This window comes from Mycobacterium sp. SMC-21 (assembly GCF_045310825.1).
Taxonomy (GTDB): domain Bacteria; phylum Actinomycetota; class Actinomycetes; order Mycobacteriales; family Mycobacteriaceae; genus Mycobacterium.
Map to the genome: position 1 here is coordinate 105881 of NZ_JBJIAO010000012.1, position 20836 is coordinate 126716.

At 69.2% G+C, this 20836-nt stretch carries 15 protein-coding genes; 6 read left to right on the top strand and 9 right to left on the bottom strand.

Annotated features, from left to right (window positions below):
* Positions 1-21: 21 nt before the first annotated feature.
* From ACJH6H_RS14690 to ACJH6H_RS14705, 4 genes are all read right to left on the bottom strand, one after another.
* Entirely contained in the window at positions 22-1536 is a 1515-nt protein-coding gene (locus ACJH6H_RS14690) for a dynamin-like GTPase family protein (RefSeq protein WP_212808119.1), read from the bottom strand.
* Complete coding sequence (locus ACJH6H_RS14695) at positions 1533-3374, bottom strand: dynamin family protein (RefSeq protein ID WP_406775153.1); 1842 nt, start codon at positions 3372-3374, stop codon at positions 1533-1535. The genes ACJH6H_RS14690 and ACJH6H_RS14695 overlap by 4 nt, the downstream gene beginning before the upstream one ends.
* 97 nt (positions 3375-3471) lie before the next feature.
* Complete coding sequence (locus ACJH6H_RS14700; protein ID WP_406775154.1) at positions 3472-4584, bottom strand: IniB N-terminal domain-containing protein; 1113 nt, start codon at positions 4582-4584, stop codon at positions 3472-3474.
* A gap of 265 nt (positions 4585-4849) precedes the next feature.
* On the bottom strand, positions 4850-5386 hold the full coding sequence (locus tag ACJH6H_RS14705; protein ID WP_406775155.1) for an Rv0340 family IniB-related protein: 537 nt from the start codon (positions 5384-5386) through the stop codon (positions 4850-4852).
* 243 nt (positions 5387-5629) lie between these two features.
* On the opposite strand from ACJH6H_RS14705, the gene ACJH6H_RS14710 reads away from it, so the two are divergent.
* The 4 genes from ACJH6H_RS14710 (at position 5630) to ACJH6H_RS14725 (ending at position 14607) form a co-directional block, all read left to right on the top strand.
* Positions 5630-7633 carry an Hsp70 family protein gene (locus ACJH6H_RS14710; protein WP_406775156.1) on the top strand — a complete coding sequence of 668 codons (2004 nt, stop codon included), beginning with the start codon at positions 5630-5632 and terminating at the stop codon, positions 7631-7633.
* On the top strand, positions 7630-10122 hold the full coding sequence (gene iniR, locus ACJH6H_RS14715; protein ID WP_406775157.1) for an isoniazid response ATPase/transcriptional regulator IniR: 2493 nt from the start codon (positions 7630-7632) through the stop codon (positions 10120-10122). The genes ACJH6H_RS14710 and iniR overlap by 4 nt, the downstream gene beginning before the upstream one ends.
* 212 nt (positions 10123-10334) lie before the next feature.
* Positions 10335-13208: a heterodisulfide reductase-related iron-sulfur binding cluster gene (locus ACJH6H_RS14720; protein ID WP_406775158.1), complete on the top strand. Its 2874-nt coding sequence runs from the start codon at positions 10335-10337 to the stop codon at positions 13206-13208.
* Positions 13209-13323: 115 nt separating this feature from the next.
* Positions 13324-14607: a pyridoxal phosphate-dependent aminotransferase gene (locus tag ACJH6H_RS14725; protein WP_133428259.1), complete on the top strand. Its 1284-nt coding sequence runs from the start codon at positions 13324-13326 to the stop codon at positions 14605-14607.
* 55 nt (positions 14608-14662) lie between these two features.
* Here ACJH6H_RS14725 and ACJH6H_RS14730 read toward each other — a convergent pair whose 3' ends face one another.
* Positions 14663-15292 (bottom strand): TetR/AcrR family transcriptional regulator, encoded by a 630-nt coding sequence (locus ACJH6H_RS14730; protein ID WP_212808112.1) that lies wholly within the window; start codon positions 15290-15292, stop codon positions 14663-14665.
* Positions 15293-15328: 36 nt separating this feature from the next.
* Between ACJH6H_RS14730 and ACJH6H_RS14735 the strand changes: the two genes are divergently transcribed.
* Positions 15329-15793: an SRPBCC family protein gene (locus ACJH6H_RS14735; RefSeq protein ID WP_212808111.1), complete on the top strand. Its 465-nt coding sequence runs from the start codon at positions 15329-15331 to the stop codon at positions 15791-15793.
* A 10-nt stretch (positions 15794-15803) separates the two neighbouring features.
* Positions 15804-17027 carry a YibE/F family protein gene (locus tag ACJH6H_RS14740; protein ID WP_212808110.1) on the top strand — a complete coding sequence of 408 codons (1224 nt, stop codon included), beginning with the start codon at positions 15804-15806 and terminating at the stop codon, positions 17025-17027.
* Here the strand turns inward: ACJH6H_RS14740 and ACJH6H_RS14745 are convergent.
* Genes ACJH6H_RS14745 through ACJH6H_RS14760 form a run of 4 tightly spaced genes read right to left on the bottom strand, consistent with a single transcriptional unit; the run spans position 17005 to position 20835 of the window.
* Positions 17005-17367 (bottom strand): nuclear transport factor 2 family protein, encoded by a 363-nt coding sequence (locus ACJH6H_RS14745; protein WP_064859798.1) that lies wholly within the window; start codon positions 17365-17367, stop codon positions 17005-17007. The two genes, ACJH6H_RS14740 and ACJH6H_RS14745, sit on opposite strands and share 23 nt — an antisense overlap.
* Before the next feature lie 20 nt (positions 17368-17387).
* Complete coding sequence (locus ACJH6H_RS14750; RefSeq protein ID WP_212808109.1) at positions 17388-18137, bottom strand: maleylpyruvate isomerase family mycothiol-dependent enzyme; 750 nt, start codon at positions 18135-18137, stop codon at positions 17388-17390.
* A gap of 1 nt (position 18138) precedes the next feature.
* The gene (locus ACJH6H_RS14755) at positions 18139-19446 is read right to left on the bottom strand and encodes a cytochrome P450 (RefSeq protein ID WP_212814994.1); all 1308 of its coding nucleotides are present in this window, start codon (positions 19444-19446) and stop codon (positions 18139-18141) included.
* 60 nt (positions 19447-19506) lie between these two features.
* On the bottom strand, positions 19507-20835 hold the full coding sequence (locus tag ACJH6H_RS14760) for a UDP-glucose/GDP-mannose dehydrogenase family protein (protein WP_212808108.1): 1329 nt from the start codon (positions 20833-20835) through the stop codon (positions 19507-19509).
* Position 20836: the final 1 nt, after the last annotated feature.

The window sequence follows — 20836 nt, forward strand, 5'->3', positions numbered from 1 at the left end:
TTGCCAACGATCTCGAATATCTCACCTTCCCTGCGCCGCATAGTCGGCGACCAGGGCCTCGGCGCTGCGCACGGCGGCCCGGCAGGCGCGTGCGGTGAAGGGGTCGTTGAGCGGGTGATCGGCCCGGCGGCGCCACCGCTGCACCGCCGCGAACGCCGCCCGCGGGCCGTCGTACGGCGCGTCGTTGCTCAGCCCGAGCCGGCTCGCCGCATCGGTCCCCGAGCCACCGATGATGCGGCGCAGTGAGGCCATCTCGTCGTCGTTCAAAGTGGTTGGCCGGGAGCGTAACTGACCGAGCAGTCGCAATTCTTCGAAGGCGTGCGTATCGGCCAGCAGTGGATCGATGTCCGCCAGGATGAACGGCGTCGCGTAGATGGGATTGGCTTCCACGAAGCGCCGCAGCGAACGCAACGCGGTGTGTGCCTTGAGCATGTCGGCGCGTTGCGCGAACTGCTGATCGATGACGTCCCGCAGGGCCACCAGCCCGCTACGCTCGAGCAGTTCGTCGGCCAGCCCCTGGGAGTCGGTGACGCCGGCACGCAGCACCGCGATCGCGATCCGGATGCCGAACATGCCGAACCTGTCCAGCAGCGCGGCCCGGGTGATGGCGTCCACGGGCAGCGAATCATCGTGTCGGGCAAAGCGATCCGCCGACAGCATGGCCTTGGTCAGCGCCGTCGCGCCGTCGCCGTCCAGGGCGGCCAGCTTCTGCAGCGCCGTGAATTCACTCTGCTGCAATGTGCGCGCGGTCAGCGCCAGCAGTCCCGACACCGGGACGACGGCCTGGCACACGCCGGTGCGGTCCAGTTCCGCGGTGAATCGGGTGGCCACCTCGCGGGCCGACATCATGGCGTCGATGCGCCCCGCCCCGATCTCGTCGGCGCGCGACGCGACCCCGATGACACCGAGAGCGCCCGAGCCGCTGCCGACGAGTTCCCCGATCTGCTTGAGCAGCGCGATGTCTGGCGCGTTGAGGGTGCGCAGCAGGAAAACGACGGCGTCCACCCGCGGTACGCCGTCGCGCGGCACCAGCAGTTGCAGCGTGCGGTCGGAGACGTCACGTGACAGCGACGACGTGCCCGGGGTGTCGATGATGGTCGTCTGTTCCAATTCCGCTGCGGGCCACTGCACGTCGAGGTCGACGATGTCTCCGATGTTGGCGGCACCCTGCGCCCCGGAATATCGTGCGAGGTCGAAGGTGAGGCCGTCACCGCGCGTGATCGGTACGTCGGTACGGCGGCCGTCCCGATGGTTGGCGGTGACGCGCGGCGTGGCGCCGTGCCGGAACCAGGTGACCAGGCGGGTGGCCTCGGTGGCGTCGGTAGGCGCGATCTCTTCGCCCACAAGCGCATTCACCAATGTCGACTTGCCGGACTTGAGCGTGCCGGCCAGGGCGATGCGGATCGGCTGATCGAGCCGGCGGCCGATCCAGTCGAGCTCGGCCAGGGCCTGCGGCCGGTGCTGGTAGACGGGGTCGGACCGGTAGGCCGAGATGACGCCGCCCAGGATGGCACGGACGCGTGCACTGGTGCTCACTGGGCGAGTGCGGGAGTCAGTTTCACCGTGTTCTCGAGGACCTGGCGCAGAATGTTCAACTGCCGCTCCAGTTCCCGCACGCGGTTGTCACGCTCACCCGCTTCGATCTGCGCTGCCGCAAGGGTCGCCTGCAGCGATTCGTTGAGCGAGCGGGTGGTCTGGTTGGCGATGTTGCGGTAGTGATCCCGCAAGTGCCGCTGGATGTTTCGCAGCCGGTCACGCGACTCCTTGCCGACGGCGAACGACACGTCGTCGATGAACCGGCGAACGTTCATCTTCGCCTCGCCGCGCACCCGCAGCATGCGGTTCTCCATGTCCTCCTTATAGGCCTTGCGGCCCAGCACGAGTCCGGCGCCCAGCGACAGCGGGTTGAACATGCCGAGGCCCGCGAACGACGTCAGCATGCCGAACATCAGCACACCACCGTACGAGCCGCGCATCCCGGTGATCACCTTGTGGCCGGCCCGGATCGGCTCGGATTCCAGCCGCGCGACGGGGTTGAACTCACCCAGGCCCGCGCCCATGTCCCGCGCCCGGACCTCGGCCAGCTCGACCGAATCCAGACCGGCCTCGACGAACGTGCGGGCCACTTCCGCGGCGAGCGCCTCGGCACGCTGGTGCGCCCAGACGAAGTTGTCGCCGACAGCGGTGGCGACCACATTCTCCAACTCGGCGCCGATCTCGGCCCAGTGCTGCGTGGGATCGCAGCCGTCGATGATGCGCTCGGTGTGCGCGGTGATGTTGCGGAAGCGGTTGCGCAGGTCGTGGTCGACGTCGGCGGTCAGGTCGGCGATGCCGTCGTTGAGCACCTGCTGCCACAATGCGGTCTGCTGCAGCGCATTCTGGGCTTCTTCCTTCTTCTGCTCGAGCTCCGCCTTGATGCGCTCGATCTTCTCGGGGTCGTTGATCGCCGCCAGCTCGGTGGACACCGCCAGCCTGAGATGTTCTGCGGCCGAATGAATTTCGGTGACCACCTGGTCCTTGATGCGGTCGTTCTCGCGGCTGAGCACCTTGTCGGTGAGGAACTTGATGATCGCCGGGAAGTTGGACTCGTCGTTGAGGTCCTTGTCGTTCAGCGCCAGCGCGTGGGTGCGCAGCGCAGACGAGACCGGAACCACGGGAACGTTCAGCCGGGCCCGCTGCAGGTGCGCGGCGTTGGCCGCGATGATCTCGCGCCAGTGCGGGTACAGATCGGTCTTGGTGGCGACAATGGTTGCCACCGGGCAGATTTCGACGGCCTGCCGGATGAACGTGAGCTCGGGCTCGGTGAATTCCTGGCTCGTGTCACTGACCATCAGGAGGGCATCGGCGTCGGGCAACAGGCCGAGCGTGGCCGACAGGTGCGGCTGTCCCAGCCCGCCCACGCCGGGAGTGTCGATGAACGTGAGGCCGCCCTTGAGCATCGGGCTCGGCGCCGCCACCTCGACGCGCAGCACCTGACGGCCCTGGGCCTGCGGGGCGTGGCGCAGATCGGTCGACAGCTGGTTGGGCGGAATGGCGACGACGGACGGGTCGGCACCCTCCTGCGCGGGGGCCAGCACGAGCTCGGCGGCCGCCGCATCGCCGTAGTGGACGACGGTGGTGAGCACGGTGCTCTCGTCATCGCCGACACGCGCGACCGGCATGTTCAGCAACGAGTTCAGCAACTGACTCTTGCCCTGCTTGAGCTGCCCGGCGATGACCACCCGGATCTGTGGATCACTGATCCGGGTCTTGGCCGCCAGCAACCGCTGCGCCAGGTCGTCGCGGTCGTTGAGCCCTGCGATCCGGCTGGTGTGGTCGATCAACTCGACGATCACCGCGACCGGGCGCGGGTTCGCCTCGTTCGGCTGCGTCACTGGGCTCTCCTCGACTGCATTCTCACTGTCTAACGGTATGCGCAAACATCCGGCGGGGCCTGTAGGTGGCCCCGCCGGACGGTTTTGTCGCGATCGATCAGTGCATGTGCGGATCGACGTGGGTGGTGTGGCTGAAATCGGTGGTGGTGTGGGTTTCGGTCGGTGCGTAGGTGTTCATGCTGGCCTCGTGCACCGAGCTGTCGGCAACCGTGCTGTGCACCGCGTTGTCGGCGCTCAGGTCGGTGTGGGTGGTGTTCCCGCTGCCGATGTTGGTGTGGGTGCTGTTGCCGCTACCGATGCTGGTGTTGGCCGTGTTCCCGCTGTTCAGGCTGGTGTTGACCGTGGAGGAGTGCGACGAGTCGTCGATGACGCTCTTGTTGCCGCTGCCCAGGTCGCCACCGACCGTCGTCTGGTTGCCACCGACGTGCGTCGACGAGGTGTTGCCGTCGTTGATGACGATGTTGCCGCCGCTGCCGCCGCTGCCGCCGCTGGCGTGGCCGCCACCGATCAGGCCGCCGCCGGCACTCGCGCCGCCGCCGTTGCCGCCACCGGTGTTGACGTCGTTGACCACCGGGCCGGAGTTGCCCTGGACGATGTGGCCGCCCGCCGTCTGCGAGTTGTCGGTGGCGTGGTTGCCCGTGCCGACGATCACCGGCGAGTGGCTGCCGGTCAGGATGTCGCCGTTGGTGACGGTGTTGCCGTCGCCCTGCACGGCGCCCTTGCCGCTGGCGATGTCACCGTGGTTGTTGCCCGCGATGTTGACGCCGCCGTCGCCCTGCTGGACGTGGCTGCCGCCGAGGGTGATGTCACCGAAGCCCAGGTTGAAGGCACCCTGCTGGGCGTTGGCGCCGGCGTGCTGCTCGGGGCTCAGCACCGGGATGTCGTTGCCACTGGCGATCGGCACGTTGTTGTGGCTGGCGAAGTCGGTCTGGTTGCGGCTGGCGAACTCGGGGGCGAAGGAGGTCTGCGGGGAGAACGGCGAGGACATGCTGTAGTAGTCCGAAACCGCGTTCTGCAGGCCGACGACCGGGTCGCCGCCACCGAGGACCACGCCGGCCGGGACGGCGCTGGCGGCCACCGAGGCGAGCTGCGCGGAGGTGACACCGGCGAGGCCGGCATCGCGCATGGTCTGCTCGGGGTTCGCGACGAACGAGCTCGCGATGGTGGGGAAGCGGAAGAGGTCGATGATGAACTCGATCAGGCTGGTCATTGGAGTCCCTTTCGTTGGGGTGTTGCTCTTTGGAAGTTCTTCTCGCCGCTGTCCGGCGAACTGAGAACAACGTTAGGGGCCGTCAAGGGCCGTGCAAACGGGGCAACCACCCCTACCCCCAACAAAACTTAGTGGGGTATCCAAGCTCCCCCTATTAGGGGATTAGGGGATAGTTAGGGTGTTTGCTGAATATGCGGTGAGAGACGCAAAACGCCGGTGGCCATGACGGCCACCGGCGTTTGTCGGCGTGATTTGGTGGTCAGCTTCAGCTGAAGAAGTCGAAGCCCTGGTGGTGTTCGACACCGGCAGACGGGTCGGCGGTGTCGACGGGGTGCCAGTCGAGCGCACCGGGATCCGACAGCTGGCCGGCATCGACGACCGGAACGTCGCCCTGCAGGCCCAGGTCGTCCGACACTGCGAGGTCCGGGACTGCGACGTGGTCCGGCAGCGCCGGTCCACTGTCGAATCCGCCCAGGTCAGGATCGGAAATGACGTGCGGCGACACGACCGTCGGCACGTGTGTGTCGAAAGCATCGAACGCGTCGAACGCCGCGGTGGCGGCACCGCTGGTCCAGACGTTGACGCCGGGATCGTCGAATCCGGCGGTTGGCACGCCGCCCGCCGCGGAGGACACTGTGCCCAGGGACTCGGACACCACCGGGATCAGGTGCGCGACGTCCGCCGTGGTCACGCCGGTGAGATTGGCGTCGGCGATGGCGCCGGCGGGGTCGGCGGCGTAGTGCGCAGCCACGTCGGGGTCACGGACCACCGACATGACGAAATCCAGTAGCGGATTTGCCACGGCACCTACTCCTTCCGTCGAATCGATGTTTCGGCCCTTACACCAGGTAGGCCGCTTGATAACTATTTCGATGCTATCGCCGATATAGCTCCCAGAGATCGGTGCTGACCCCAGCACCCGACACCTTCCGTTAGGGGCACTCCCATTAGGGATTCATCAATCGTTAGGGGATTGTGTCCCAACCCCGGGCTGCCAGCGCATAGGGTGGCCTGAGTCGATAGCGCGTCAAAGGAGTGGACGTTTATGAGCCTCGGTTTGTCGATCGGCCAGACCAACCTGGTGGCCGTGCCGGCCGGGCGACCGCCGGTGAGCCGTCGCGCCATCTTGGCCCTGTACCCGGACCGGCCCGCCGAAGTCGGCATCCCGACGCAGCCGGGCGGCCTGGTGCTGACCGGCTTCGTGGAGCGGGTCGGTGACCCGATCCCCCTGATCGCTCCCGACGGCTCGGCGCACCGCGGCGAAGCCGTCCTGGCCGAGGCCCTCGACTCGATGGCCCGCACCGCGGGCGGCGGCGCCCCGATCGTCATCGCCGCTCCGGCGCACTGGGGCATGTCCACCATCGGCGCGCTCTCCGCGGCCCTGCGTGGCAAGCCGGGTCTGGCGGCCGCACCCGTGGTCTCCGACGCGGCCGCCGCCCTGGCCGGCCTCAAGGCCGGCGCGGGGTTGCCTGATCACGGCGTCGTGGCGCTGTGCGATTTCGGTGGCAGCGGCACCAGCGTCACCATCGCCGACGCCGCGACGCTCAGCCAGATCGGCGAGACCGTGCGCTACCCCGAGTTCTCCGGCGACCTGGTGGACCAGGCACTGCTGAACCACGTCATCGCGGGCATCAGCGAGTCGTCCGATGCGGACCCGGCCGGCACCGCAGCCGTCGGCTCGCTGTCCCAGCTGCGCGACCAGTGCCGGCAGGCCAAGGAGCGCCTCTCGTCGGAGACGGCGACGTCGGTGAACGCCAACCTGCCCGGCTTCGCGTCGGCACTGCGCATCACCCGCCCCGAGCTGGAACGGCTGCTCGAACCGGCCCTCGCCGGTCTTCTCGCCGTCTTGCAGGAAACCCTGCAGCGCAACCAGATTCCGGCCGGCGTCCTGACCGCCGTGGCCACTGCCGGTGGCGGTGCATCGATTCCGATTGTCACCCAACGCCTTTCGGAGCACTTCCGGGTGCCGGTGGTGACCTCACCGCAGCCGGCGCTGACCGCGGCGGGCGGCGCCCCGATGGTGGATCAGCGCACCATGAGCGCCGACGCCCCGACGGGTATGGCCCCGACGATGGGCTGGGCAGCCGGCGGCGCGGCATGGGCAGGCGGGCCCGCGACCATGGCCGCTCCGGTACCGCCGGCCGACGCGAACCCGTCCTCGACCGTCGGGCCGTCGCTCGCCTGGTCCGACGACGAGGACCCCGGCGCCGCAGTCGGCGGCGAGTACCCCACCGACTTCTCGACCGGCTACGCCGAGGCCGCCCCCTACGGCGAGACCACGGCGCGGCCGGTGATGGACTTCGCCCACGAAGAAGAGGACAACCTGCCCGACGTGGCACCGGTCCCCTGGTACCGGCGCCCACCGCTGATCTTCGGCGCCGCCGCGGCGGCGTTCCTGGTCGCCGGCGGCAGCTGGGCCGCCGTCGGGCTCACGAGCAACGACACCCCGTCCGGCCCGGTGACGGTCGACGTGACGACCACCATCACCGGTCCTGACGGCTCCATCACCACGAGCACCTACAAGGCCACGAAGTCCGTTGTGACACAGACGAATCCCAATGGCCAGGTGGAGACGTCGACGGTGACCAACCCCGTCACCACCACCGACGCGCCGGTCACCACGACCACCACCGATCCGTCGACCACCAGCTCGACGACCACGACCACGACCACCACCTCCACGACCACCACGACGACGACCCCGTCGACGACGACGACCCCGTCGACGACGACCACCACGACCACGACGCCGCCGCCCACCACGACGACCACGCAGCCGCCCACGACGACCCAGCCGCCGACGACGACACAGCCGCCCACCACCACGCAGCCGCCGCCGACCACGACGAAGCCGCCGACGACGCAGCCACCCAGCACGCAGACCCCGACGGCCGCGCCGACGACCCAGGCGCCCAGCAGCCAGCCCACGGTGGAGCAACCGCCCAAGACGGCCTCCGTGGCGGCCGAGACCGGGTCGGCTCCGTCGGCATCGGTGGCCACCGCGTCGGCGCCCATCACCGCGCAACCCTCGGCATCGACCAGCCAATGACCGCAGCGGCCGGCACGTCGCTGGTGCTCGGCGGAATCGGCAGCGGCAAGACCACCGCGCTGGAAGCGGTGCGAAAGACGTTGCGGGCCAACGGCACGACGATGCTCGCGCGGGTACCCAAGCCCGGTGAGGCACCGGACGCGGCCATCGTCATCGACGATGCCCAGCTGCTGACACCGGAAGAACTGACCGCGCTGACGGAGCTGGCCGGCGACCCGGCCCGCACCGTGGTGGTCAGCGCCGAGCCGTTGGCGCACGACCGCGCCCTCAACGCTCTCACCACCACGCTGAGCCGGCAGCAGCCGCCGATTCAGCTGGCGCCGATGACGCCCCGGGAGATCAACGAGGCGCTGGCCCGCGCCGGCGTCCCCGGCACCCAGGTGCCCGCACTGATCGCCGGCACCGGCGGCATCCCGCTGCTGGTGTACTCGGCACTGTCGGCCCTGGCCTCGGGCGCCGATCCGATCCGGGCCGCGTCCGTCGCGTTGAGCGAGCGGCTGCGCCGGCTCGACGAGCACCTGCTCGACACGTTGTTGTTGTGTTCGCTCAGCCCCGAACTGGGGCCCGACGACATCGCCGCCGCGCTGCAACTGCCCGGCGACGACGCGGCCGTGCTGATGGACCGGGCCCGCGCCAGCGGCCTGCTGTCCGCGTCGCTGCACCCGCGGTTCATCGACACGCTGCACCGGTGCCTCACGCGGCTGGTCGGGGCCGCGCGGCACCGCGAGACCGAATGCCGGCTGCTGCGCTCGCAGATCGAATCCGCCACCCTGTCAACCGAATTGGCGCTGAAGCTGGCCGAGCACGGCACCGTCGACGACCTGCTGGCGGCCGATCTGATCTACCGCGCCGGGTCCGCCGCGCCCCGCCAGGCCGCGCGCCTGTACCGCGCCGCGGCCCGTGCGGGCACCGCCCCGGCCGACGCCCACCTCGCCGACGCCCTCGCCGTCACCGGCGACTGCACCACCGCCGGCACCCTGGCGGACGAGCTGCTCGCCGCCGACGACGCCGCCGTCCGCGCGCAGGCGGTGCGCATCGCGGCCAGCGTGGCGATGCACGACGGCGCCGCCGCACACGCCGCGGATCTGTTCCGCTGGCTCGGCCCCGATCCCGACCCGTTCGTCGCGGCCGCGGGCGCGGTGGTCGGTGTCGCCACCGCCGACGCCGAACTGGCCCGGGCCTGCCTGCAGGCCGAGAACTCAATGCCGCCAACGTCTTCCGCGCGCGCGGCGCGCGGTATGGCCGAGGGCATGCTGCTGACGCTCGATCAGCCGTTCGCCGTCGCGATGGCACGACTCACGCAGGCCCTCGGGTCCACCAACGGTGTCCACGCTGTCGCACCGGACAGCCCCGCCGCACTGCTGAGCCTCGTCGCCCTGCACGGCGGTGACGCGGTCCGCGCCCGCAGCGTCATCGGCCGGGCCATCCGCACCGGCGGTGGCGACGCGGGTTTCACCGGTCTGCGCCACCGGCTGCTGCTCGGCTGGATCCGGATGCTCGACGGCCAACTCGATTCCGCCGTCCCGGCATTGGACGCGACCGCGGTCGCCGACCTGCACCGCCGCGACGCGCTGTGGTACGCCGCGCTGCAGACCGCCGTCGCCCGGCGCAGCGGCGACACCGGCGCGCTGCAGAAGCACTGGTACGCGGCCATGGAGGTGCTGGCCGAATACTCCCTGGACCTCTACGCCCTGCTGCCGCTCGGCGAGTTGTGGGTCGCGGCGGCCCGGTTGCAGCAGCTCGACCAGCTGCGCCAGCCGCTGGCCGAGGCGTTCGGGCTGCTGCGGGCCGCCGGCAATCCGGCGCTGTGGGCGGTCCCGCTGCACTGGGCGGGCGTGCACGCCGGCATCCTGGCCAATGCACCCGAGGCCGTCGCGCCGCACGGGCAGGCCCTGGCCGCCGCGAGCCGGGCCGAGGGCGCGCATGGCGCCTATGCCACCGCGCTCGCCACCGCGGGCCGGACCTGGCTGCGCGTCCTGGCCGACGGCGTCGACGCCGCGGAGGTGACGGCGGCCGCCCGCGGGCTGGCGCGCTTCGGGCTGACGTGGGATGCCACGCGCCTGGCCAGTCAGGCCGCGTTGCATTCGGCCGACGGCCGCATCTCCGGTGCCATGCTGCAGCTGGCGCGCGACCTCAAGCAGGACGCCGCCCTCGAGGCAGCGGCCGATCCCATCGAGCCCGCGGCCCCCGCTATTCCCCGTGAGCCCACTTCGGGCGCGGATGTGCGCAACACCACACCACCTCCTGCCTCGGGTGACGCTCGGGCCACATCCGCCGCAACGCCCGCCTGGACGCGGCTGTCCGATCGCGAACGTGAGGTCGCCGAACTGGTGCTGCAGGGCATGCCGTACCGCGATATCGGGGCCCGGCTGCTGATCTCGGCGAAGACCGTCGAACACCACGTCGCCCGCATTCGCCGCAGGTTGGGGGCCGAATCGCGGTCGGAGATGTTGTCGATGCTGCGGGCGCTGCTCGTCGAGAAGGTCTGACGCCGCCCTTATATAAGGAAGCCCTCGGCCGACGCTTCGCCGAGGCTGATTCTGGGTAAAGAACTGACCGCAAAGCGGCAGCTCAAGTTAGGACAGCCTTGCTAGCGTGCGTTCTACCCAGGATGCGACTATGAGCAGGCATCTAGCTTAAGTTACCCGTTGGTAACCTCAATAAGTTACCGGCTAGTAGCTACATAACTGGGAGAGGCGCGGTGGAGAATCTCGAACACACGCTCGACGTGGCCAGACTGGTCATCGGGCTGTTGGCAACGGTCATCGTCCTGGGATTCGCCGCAAAGCGCGTCCTGTGGCTGACCAAGCTGATCAGCTCGGGGCAGAAGCTCGGCGACGAACGTGGCCGTAAAGACGATCTCGTCACCCGCTTCCTGAACCAGAACAAGGAAGTCTTCGCCCAGTCGAAGCTCCTCAAGTGGTCGATCCCCGGCATCGCGCACTTCTTCACCATGTGGGGCTTCTTCGTCCTCGCGTCGGTGTACCTGGAAGCCTATGGCGTCCTGTTCGACCCGAAGTTCGCCATCCCATTCGTCGGACACTGGGCCGTGCTGGGCTTCCTGCAGGACTTCTTCGCTCTGGCCGTGCTGGCCGGCATCGTCGTCTTCGCGATCATCCGCCTGACCAAGAACCCCAACAACATCGGCCGCGAGTCCCGGTTCTACGGATCGCACAACGGTGGCGCGTGGGAGATCCTCATCATGATCTTCCTGGTCATCCTGACCTACGCGATCTTCCGCGGTGCCGCCGTCAACGTCCTCGGCGAGCACTTCCCGTACCAGAACGGCGCCTTCTTCTCCGACGGCATGGCCGCGCTGCTGGCTCCGCTGGGCCACACCGCCAACGTCTGGATCGAGACCATCGCGCTGCTGTCGCACATCGGCGTCATGCTGGTCTTCCTGCTGATCGTGCTGCACTCCAAGCACCTGCACATCGGCCTGGCCCCGATCAACGTCACCTTCAAGCGTCTGCCCAACGGCCTCGGCCCGCTGCTGCCGATGGAGTACAAGGGCGAGAAGATCGACTTCGACGATCCCGCCGAAGACGCGGTGTTCGGCCGCGGCAAGATCGAGGACTTCACCTGGAAGGGCAACCTCGACTTCGCCACCTGCACCGAGTGCGGCCGCTGCCAGTCGCAGTGCCCGGCCTGGAACACCGGAAAGCCGTTGTCCCCCAAGCTCGTCATCATGAACCTGCGCGACCACCTGTTCGCCAAGGCGCCGTACATCATCGAGGGCAAGCCGATGCCCGAGGAGGGCTCGGTCGACTTCGCCAAGCTGGGCGACAGCCTGCACGGACACGGCGTCCCCGAGGACGGCTTCGCGCGCATCGAGGGTTCCGGCCCCGAGCAGGCGCTGCGCCCGCTGGTCGGCACCGCTGAGCAGGGCGGCGTCATCGACCCCGACGTGCTGTGGTCCTGCACCAACTGTGGTGCCTGCGTCGAGCAGTGCCCGGTGGACATCGAGCACATCGACCACATCGTCGACATGCGCCGCTACCAGGTCATGGTCGAGTCCGAGTTCCCCGGCGAGCTCGGTGTGCTGTTCAAGAACCTGGAAACCAAGGGCAACCCCTGGGGCCAGAACGCCAAGGACCGCACCAACTGGATCGACGAGCTGGACTTCGACATCCCGGTCTACGGCCAGGACGTGGAGAGCTTCGACGGCTTCGAGTACCTCTTCTGGGTCGGCTGCGCCGGCGCCTACGAGGATCGCGCCAAGAAGACCACCAAGGCCGTCGCCGAGCTGCTCGCCACCGCGGGCGTGAAGTTCCTGGTGCTGGGCACCGGCGAGACCTGTACCGGTGACTCGGCCCGCCGCGCCGGTAACGAGTTCCTGTTCCAGCAGCTCGCCGCGCAGAACGTCGAGACCATCAACGAGCTGTTCGAGGGTGTCGACCCCGGCAAGCGCAAGATCGTCGTCACGTGCCCGCACTGCTTCAACACCATCGGTCGCGAGTACCCGCAGTTGGGCGCCAACTACACCGTCGTGCACCACACGCAGCTGCTCAACCGCCTGGTGCGGGACAAGAAGCTGGTCCCGGTGAACTCGGTGAGCCAAGAGGTCACCTACCACGACCCCTGCTTCCTCGGCCGCCACAACAAGGAGTACGAGGCCCCGCGTGAGCTGGTCGGCGCTGCCGGCGCAAAGCTCACCGAGATGCCCCGCCACGCCGACCGCGGCCTGTGCTGTGGTGCCGGTGGTGCCCGCATGTGGATGGAAGAGCACATCGGCAAGCGCGTGAACGTGGAGCGTTCGGAAGAGGCCGTCGACACCGGCGCCTCGGCGATCGCGACCGGCTGCCCGTTCTGCCGCGTGATGATGAGCGACGGCGTCGACGACGTCGCCGCGACCCGCAACATCGAGAAGACCGAGGTGCTCGACGTCGCTCAGCTGCTGCTGAACTCGCTAGACACCAGCAAGGTGACGCTGCCCGAAAAGGGCACGGCGGCAAAGGCTTCCGCGGCGCTCGCGGAGAAGAAGGCCAAGGAGGCCCCGAAGCCGGCTCCGGCCGCTCCGGCTCCCGCTGCCGAGGCCGCTCCGGCCGCCGAGGCACCTGCTGCCGCTGCCGCGCCGGCCGCCGCCAAGCCGGTCACCGGCCTGGGCATGGCCGCCAAGCGTCCGGGTGCCAAGAAGGCCGCCGCTCCGGCGGCTGCGGCTCCCGCCGCCGAGGCTCCGGCTGCCGCCGCTCCCGCCAAGGGTCTGGGTCTGGCTGCGGGCGCCAAGCGTCCGGGTGCCAAGAAGGCTGCAGCTCCGGCTGCAGCTGCCGCTCCGGCCCCGGCTGCCGAGGCTGCTCCCGCCGCCGAGGCTCCCGCCGCGCCGGCCGCTCCGGCCGCCCCGGTGAAGGGTCTGGGCCTGGCCGCGGGCGCACGTCGCCCCGGCGCCAAGAAGGCTGCTGCTCCGGCAGCACCGGCGGCGCCTGCCGCACCGGCCGCTGAGGCTCCGGCTGCCGAGCCGGCCGCCGAGGCTCCCGCCGCACCGGCACCTGCCGCCCCGGCGGAAGAGGCCAAGCCGGAACCGCCGGTCGTCGGACTGGGTCTGCGTCCGGGCGCAAAGCGCCCCGGTAAGCGGTAACGCGAAGTACACCGCAATGGCCAGCTACGACCCGCCGCCAGGAGCGTCGTAGCTGGCCATTGGCATATGTGGCCCTGATCGCACATGGGCAAAAGAATTCGACACCGATGAGAGCATGGAACCCGTGACCACCCACCAGGTACCCGCTGACCGCACATGGCACAGCGGTCATCCGCGTAATCAGCGGACGTTCGCGCAGTCGACCAAGCTGCAGGATGTCCTCTACGAGATCCGCGGCCCGGTACACGAGCAGGCCTCCCGGCTCGAGGCCGAGGGCCACCGGATCCTCAAGCTCAACATCGGTAACCCGGCGCCGTTCGGCTTCGAGGCGCCCGACGTGATCATGCGCGACATGATCGCCGCACTCCCCCACGCCCAGGGCTACTCCGACTCCAAGGGCATCGTGTCCGCGCGCCGCGCGGTGGTCACGCGCTACGAGCTGGTCGAGGGCTTCCCCCGGTTCGACGTCGACGACGTCTTCCTGGGCAACGGCGTCTCCGAGCTCATCACCATGACGCTGCAGGCGCTGCTCGACAACGGCGACCAGGTGCTGATCCCGGCGCCCGACTACCCGCTGTGGACGGCGTCGACGGCACTGGCCGGCGGCACCCCGGTGCACTACCTGTGCGACGAGACGCAGGGCTGGAACCCCGACATCGCCGACCTGGAGTCGAAGATCACCGACCGCACCAAGGCGATCGTCGTGATCAACCCGAACAACCCCACCGGCGCGGTGTACAGCCGCGAGACGCTGGAGTCGATCGCCAATCTGGCGCGCAAGCACCAGCTGCTGCTGCTGGCCGACGAGATCTACGACAAGATCCTCTACGACGAGGCCAAGCACATCCCGATGGCGTCGGTGGCGCCCGACATGCTGTGCCTGACGTTCAACGGCCTGTCCAAGGCCTACCGCGTGGCCGGCTACCGCTCCGGCTGGCTCGCCATCACCGGCCCCAAGGAGCACGCGTCCAGCTTCCTCGAGGGCATCAGCCTGCTGTCCAACATGCGGCTGTGCCCGAATGTGCCTGCGCAGCACGCCATTCAGGTGGCCCTCGGCGGACACCAGAGCATCGAGGACCTGATCCTGCCCGGCGGCCGGCTGCTCGAACAGCGTGACGTCGCGTGGAACAAGCTCAACGAGATTCCGGGCGTCTCCTGCGTCAAGCCCGAGGGTGCGCTGTACGCGTTCCCGCGGCTGGACCCCGAGGTACACGAGATCCGGGACGACGAGCAGCTGGTACTCGACCTGCTCCTGCAGGAGAAGATCCTGCTCACGCAGGGCACCGGATTCAATTGGCCCACACCGGATCACCTGCGCATCGTGACGCTGCCGTGGGCCCGCGACCTGGCCGCCGCCATCGAGCGCCTCGGCAACTTCCTGGCGAGCTACCGCCAGTAATCCACTGGGATTTGTGCACGATTTTCCGCGCCCGCCGCGGAAAATCGTGCACAAATCACTGGTGTTTCAGGCCCGCGACGAAGGTCCGCAGCAGTGCGGCGAGGGTTTCTTCGAACTCGGTGCCGGGTTCGGGCTGGTTGACGGAATCGATTGCGGCCCAACCCCATACCGCGCCGACGAACGCGTGGATCGCGGCGGTCAGCAGCACCAGGTGCTGACGATCCAGCGGCAACCGGGGCCTGAGGGTCTCGCGGAGCCGGTCCTCGACGTCGCGCGCCTGCGTGCGCACCGTCTCGGCCGCTTCGGGTGTCAGCCGGTTCATCAACACCGGCGCCGCGCTGATCAGGTCGCACAGGACAGGGCGTCGCGCGAGGGTGTGCGCCAAAGCCTTTGCCGGGCTGCGCCGTTCATCGCGCAGCTGGGCGCGCAGGTCGTCGAGCCAGCCCAGGTGCTCGTGGTACATCACCAGAAGCAGTAGCGCCTCCCGGGAGCCGGCGTAACGCAGCACCCCCGATTTGGCCAGGCCCGCCGCGGCGGCGACGTCGCCGAGCGTCAGCTCGCCGGCCCGGGTGCTGTCCAGGAGCGCGCGGGTGGCCTCGGTCAGCCGGCGCAGGCGGTCCTCCCGCTGCTCCGGGCTGCGCGCCCGCGCAAACGTCAGCGCCCGCGGTGAATCCGGCAAATCCATTGCCTAATAGAACACCGTTCCGTTAACTTGGTCAACATGACACACCACTACGAAGTCCGGGTCACCCGCCATGCGCAGGCCATGCCGAGCACGCTTTTCGAGGTGGTGGCGGACGGCTCCCGCTGGTCTGAGTGGGCGCGTCCCCTGATCAACTACTCAGCCTGGGAGACCCGCGGACCTGCCGATGACGGCGGCGTCGGGGCCGTCCGCGCCGTCGGCACGCCCCGTTTTCCCGCGCGGGAGCAGACGACGATCCACGAGCCCGGTCAGCGGCACGGGTACACCATCATCTCGAAAACCCCGGTACGGAACTACCAGGCGCAGGTGACCTTCACGCCCGAGCCGGACGGCACCCGCATCGATTGGCAGGGGACCTTCGAAAGTCCTTGGCGCATCGTCGGTCTGGGTTACCGGGCCGTGGTCAAGTACGTGCTGACGACGCTGTCCGCCAAGCTGGTGATCGAGGCGGAGCGTCGGGAAGCTCTCAGGCCGACCCCCTAGGCTGACTCGGGTGGCGCACCCGCATACCCACTCGCACAGTTCCGGCCCGGCGCCGCTCAGCCCGCTGGCCGCGAAGATCGTCGTCGGCCTTCTGGCGGTGATCGGGCTGGCGACCGTGATCGGCGCCGTCGTGCTGTGGCCGCACGGCAAGGCCGTCGACATCCCGCTGCCGTTCCAGAACGCCCACGGCGGCGCCGTGAGCACCGAGGCCGGGCACGTCGTGTCGACGGGCATGAACAACTGCGGCAGCCCGTCGGTCGGCGCGGTGCTGACCTCCGCCCCGGTCACCGCCCCGCCGGGCGCCGGGAGTTGCGTGCAGTCATTGATCGGCATCGACTCCGGGCCGAACTCCGGCGCCAACACCCTGCTCGAGTTCAGCACCGGCCCCGGCCAGCCGCACCTCGCCGCCGGCGACCACATCCGGGTGACCCGCCAGGTCGACGACTCCGGCACCACCACCTACGCCTTCTTCGACTTCGAGCGCACCTGGCCGCTCGTCGCGCTGGCTGCCGTCTTCGCCGTGGTGGTGGTCGCGGTGGCCCGCTGGCGCGGATTGCGGGCGCTGGTCGGTATCGCCGTCGCGTTCGTGGTGCTGACGGTCTTCCTGCTCCCGGCGCTGCGGGACGGCGGCTCGGCCATCCCGGTCGCGCTCGTCGCGTCGTCGGTGATCCTGTACGCCGTGATCTACCTGGCGCACGGCGTCAGCCTGCGCACCAGCGCCGCCCTGCTCGGCACTCTGAGCTCGCTGCTGTTGTCGGCGGTGTTGTCCTGGGGTGCAATCGAATTGGCGCACCTGACCGGGTTGTCGGAAGACCAGAACAACGAGATCGCGGCCTACATGGGGTCCGTGTCGATCACCGGGCTGTTGCTCGCCGGCTTCATCATCGGCTCGCTGGGTGTGCTCAACGACGTCACCGTCACGCAGGCGTCGACAGCCTTCGAACTGGCCGAACACGGCGCGTCCCGGCGGGCCATCTTCACCGGCGCCATGCGGGTGGGTCGCGACCACATCGCCAGCACCGTCTACACGCTGGTGCTCGCGTACGCCGGCAGCGCACTGCCGCTGCTGCTGCTGTTCAGCGTCGCCAACCGGTCGTTGGGCGACGTGCTGACCAGCGAGAGCGTGGCGATCGAGATCGCCCGGTCGGCAGTCGGCGGCATCGCGCTGGCGTTGTCGGTACCGCTGACCACCGCCATCGCGGCGGTGCTCGCTACACCGCGTCCGACTCGATGAGCTCGGTCGCCGCGAGCGCCGAGGCCAGGTCGTCGTGCCGGAACGCCGAGGTGACGTGGTCGTGCACGACACGGAACGCGGTCGCGGCCTCTCGGTCGGCACCGCCGCCGGTGATGGTCTGCTCGACGACCACGACGCCGTCGTGCACGAACATCCGGCCGACCGTCGACTTCTCGTCGAGGTCGGTTGCCCAGGCCCGCAACGCATTCCGCCCCTGGGTGGCGCCGTTCGCGTCACCGATCTCGATGTCACCGCTCGACAGCTTGTCCAGGGTGTCCAGGTCGCGGTCGTTGAGGGCGTCGATCCAGGCGAGAACCGTCGCGATCTCGGAAGTCGTCATGTCTGCGAACCTACCTGACCTCAGAACGCCGAGTGGTCGACCCAGCGCTGCCACACGGCGGCGTCGCCGATCACCTCCAGGCCGGCCTCCTCGACCGTCTGCCGGCGGTTGACGGCCAGCAGCAGCCCGGTCACCGGACCCCGCACTGCCGCATCACCTTTGGCGTGCTGATGCGACCAGCCGAACCCGTCCTCGTCGTTGACCACCAGCCACTCGCCGGTGGGGCCGAGTTCGGATTCCGCGGCATGCAGGTGCAGCGACCGCCCACGCTCCAGCGGCGGATCCCCGGCGGGCGCCATCAGCGCCACGCGCTCCAGCGTCTCGGTCACCCCGTCGGCGGCCAGCTCGGGATCGAGCACGAACGGGAGGCCCAGCGCCAGAGCGGCATCGGCGCGGTGCACGGTCTGCTCGTGCACGCGACGCCGGATCCACCATCCGGCGGGCTTCGGCCCGAGGAACGTCCACACCTTCGCATCCGACCCGACGTGTTCGACGGCGTCGACCAGGGCCTGCGCACTGGCATTCAGCCAGTCGATGGCAGCGTCGAGGTCCTCCGGCGGTTTCCCGTCCCGAACCTCGCGGGGATCGAGTGCCTCCTTGCGGTGCTCGGCGACGATCTGCGCGCACCAGCGGTTGCCACGGCCGACGTGTTTGAACAGCTGCTTGAGGGACCAGCCCGGGCAGTTGGGTACCGGCGTATCCAGGTCGGCTTTGCGGATGATGTCGCCGAATGCGGCGGTTTCCTCGATCAGGGCTGTGCGGAAGGCCATTTCACGACGGTACCGCTGCACGCGCCTGCCCGAGTGCGATCGGCAATGCCGCCCAGCCACGGAGCACGCGGGTGTCGCGCCGGGTACCGGGGCCCGCGAGTTGCGCGTCGGGGAACCGCTCGAAGAACGTCCGCAGTCCCACTTCTCCTTCGGAACGGGCCAGCGCCGCACCGAGGCAGAAGTGCCGTCCGCCCGAGAACGAATGGTGCTTGCCCGCGTTGGCGCGGGTGACGTCGAAGCGGTGCGGGTCAGGGAAAACGGCCGGGTCCCGGTTGGCGCCGGCCAGGTAGACGACGACGGGCTCACCGGCGCCCACGTGGTACCCGGCGATGTCGACGTCCACCCTGGCGATGCGGGCCGACAGCTGGACCGGCGAGTCGAGCCGCAGGATCTCTTCGACGGCGGTGGGCCAGAGGTCGGGCTGCGCCTGCAGCAGGGCCAGTTGATCGGGATGCTGCAACAACATTCGGATGCCGTTGCCCAGCAGATTCACCGTGGTCTCGAACCCGGCGGCCAGCACGAGGCCCGCGGTGGCCCGGAGTTCTTCGTCGTTGAGCCGGGCGCCCCCGTCGCTGGCGGCGATGAGCTGGCTCATGAGGTTGTCGCCGGGATTGGCCCGGAGCTCGCGGAGGTGCGTGGCCAGCCAGGTGTTGAAGCCGTCCAACCCGTCCTCGACGCTGAGGTACTGCTGCCAGGTCAGCCCGATGTCCAGGCTGGGCGCGGCCAGTTCACCGAATTCGAGGATGCGCGACCGGTCATGCTCGGGCACCCCGAGGATGTCCGCGATCACCGTGACGGGCAGCTGCGAGCAGTAGCTGTCCACGATGTCCACGGTGGCCCCCGCCGCGAGCTCGTCGATCAGTCCGGTCGCGGCCTCCTGCACCCGTTCCCGCAATGCCGCGACGGCCCGCGTGGTGAACACCGCCGAGACGGTCTTGCGGTAGCGCGTGTGCTGCTCGCCGTCGACCGACAGCAGCGACGGCGGCAGCAGCGGATGCAGCCGGCCCTTGACGGTGGTCTTGTTCTCCAGCCAGCCGAGGACGCCGGGCAGCGTCCCGCCGATCTGCGTGACGGTGAAGTCATCCGAACGCAGAATCTGGTGCACGAGAGCATGATCCGCGGTGATCCAGGCCGCCCGGCCGCGGTACATCCGGCCGCGGCTGCGCAGTTCGTCGGCGAACGCGCCGGGGTCGGTCCGCACCGCCGGGTCGGCGATGAGCCGGCCCTGGAGGTCGCCGTGCCGCGCGCCGTATGCGGCGAGCTTGCGGATGACGGCGTGCAGCGCGAACCAGTTGAGCCGTTGCCTCAGCGTCATGGAGCCGAGCTTAGGCACGCCCGTCGCCGTCGGGCTACATACTGCAGTCGGAAATCAGGGCGTCAGATTGCGGCCCAGGGCGTGCACCCGCCAGCCCGCAGCCTGCCATTTTCCGACGTCGAGGCAATTGCGGCCGTCGACAACCACTTTCACCCGGACGGTGGCCGCCAGCTGTTCGGGGTCCAGGTCCAGGAACTCCTGCCATTCGGTCAGGACCAGCACGGCGTCGGCGCGGTCGCAGGCCTCGAGGACGGAGGTGGAGTAGTTCAGTGTCGGGAAGACCCGGCGGGAGTTGTCCATGGCCTTGGGGTCGTAGACGTTGACGGCCGCGCCGTTGAGCTGCAGCATGCCGGCCACGTTGAGGGCGGGCGAGTCACGCACGTCGTCGGACTCGGGCTTGAACGCCGCACCCAGCACCGCGATGTTGGCGCCCAGCAGCGTGCCACCGCACGCCTTGGTGGTCAGCTCCACCATGCGGGTACGCCGGCGCATGTTGATGCTGTCCACTTCGCGCAGGAACGTCAGCGCGGGGTCGGCGCCGAGTTCACCGGCGCGGGCCATGAAGGCGCGGATGTCCTTGGGCAGGCAACCACCACCGAAACCCAAGCCCGCGTTGAGGAATCGCCGCCCGATCCGGGGGTCGTAGCCCAGTGCGTCGGCCAGCACGGTGACGTCGGCGTTGGTCGCTTCACACACCTCGGCGATGGCGTTGATGAAGGAAATCTTGGTGGCCAGAAAGGCGTTCGCGGAGACCTTGACCAGTTCGGCGGTCTGCAGGTCGGTCAGCAGGAACGGCACGCCGCGCTCCAGGATCCGGGCGTACAGCTCCCGGATCGCCGCTTCGGCGCGCTGCGAATCCGCTTGCACGCCAAGCACGATGCGGTCCGGGTGCAGGGTGTCCTTGACGGCGAATCCTTCGCGCAGGAACTCCGGGTTCCACGCCACCTCGACGTCGATGCCCGCCGGCGCCAGCTCGCGGGCCCGGGCCCCGAGTTCGGCGGCGGTACCCACCGGCACGGTGGACTTGCCGACGATCACCGCGGACCGGCGCAGCCGCGGCACCAGCGTGTCGATGACGGACTGCACGTACCGCAGGTCGGCGGCGTACTCCCCCTTCTTCTGTGGGGTGCCCACGCCGAGGAAGTGCACGTCACCGAACTCGGCAGCCTCGTCATAGTCGGTGGTGAAGTGCAGCCGCCCGGCTTCGATGTTGTCGCGCAGCATCTTCCGCAGCCCGGGCTCGTAGAACGGGATGTCACCGGCCGCCAGCTTCGCGATCTTGCCGGGGTCGACGTCGACGCCGAGGACCTCATGGCCGAGCTCCGCCATGCCGGCGGCGTGCGTCGCCCCGAGGTAGCCGGTACCGAACACGGTGCATCTCATA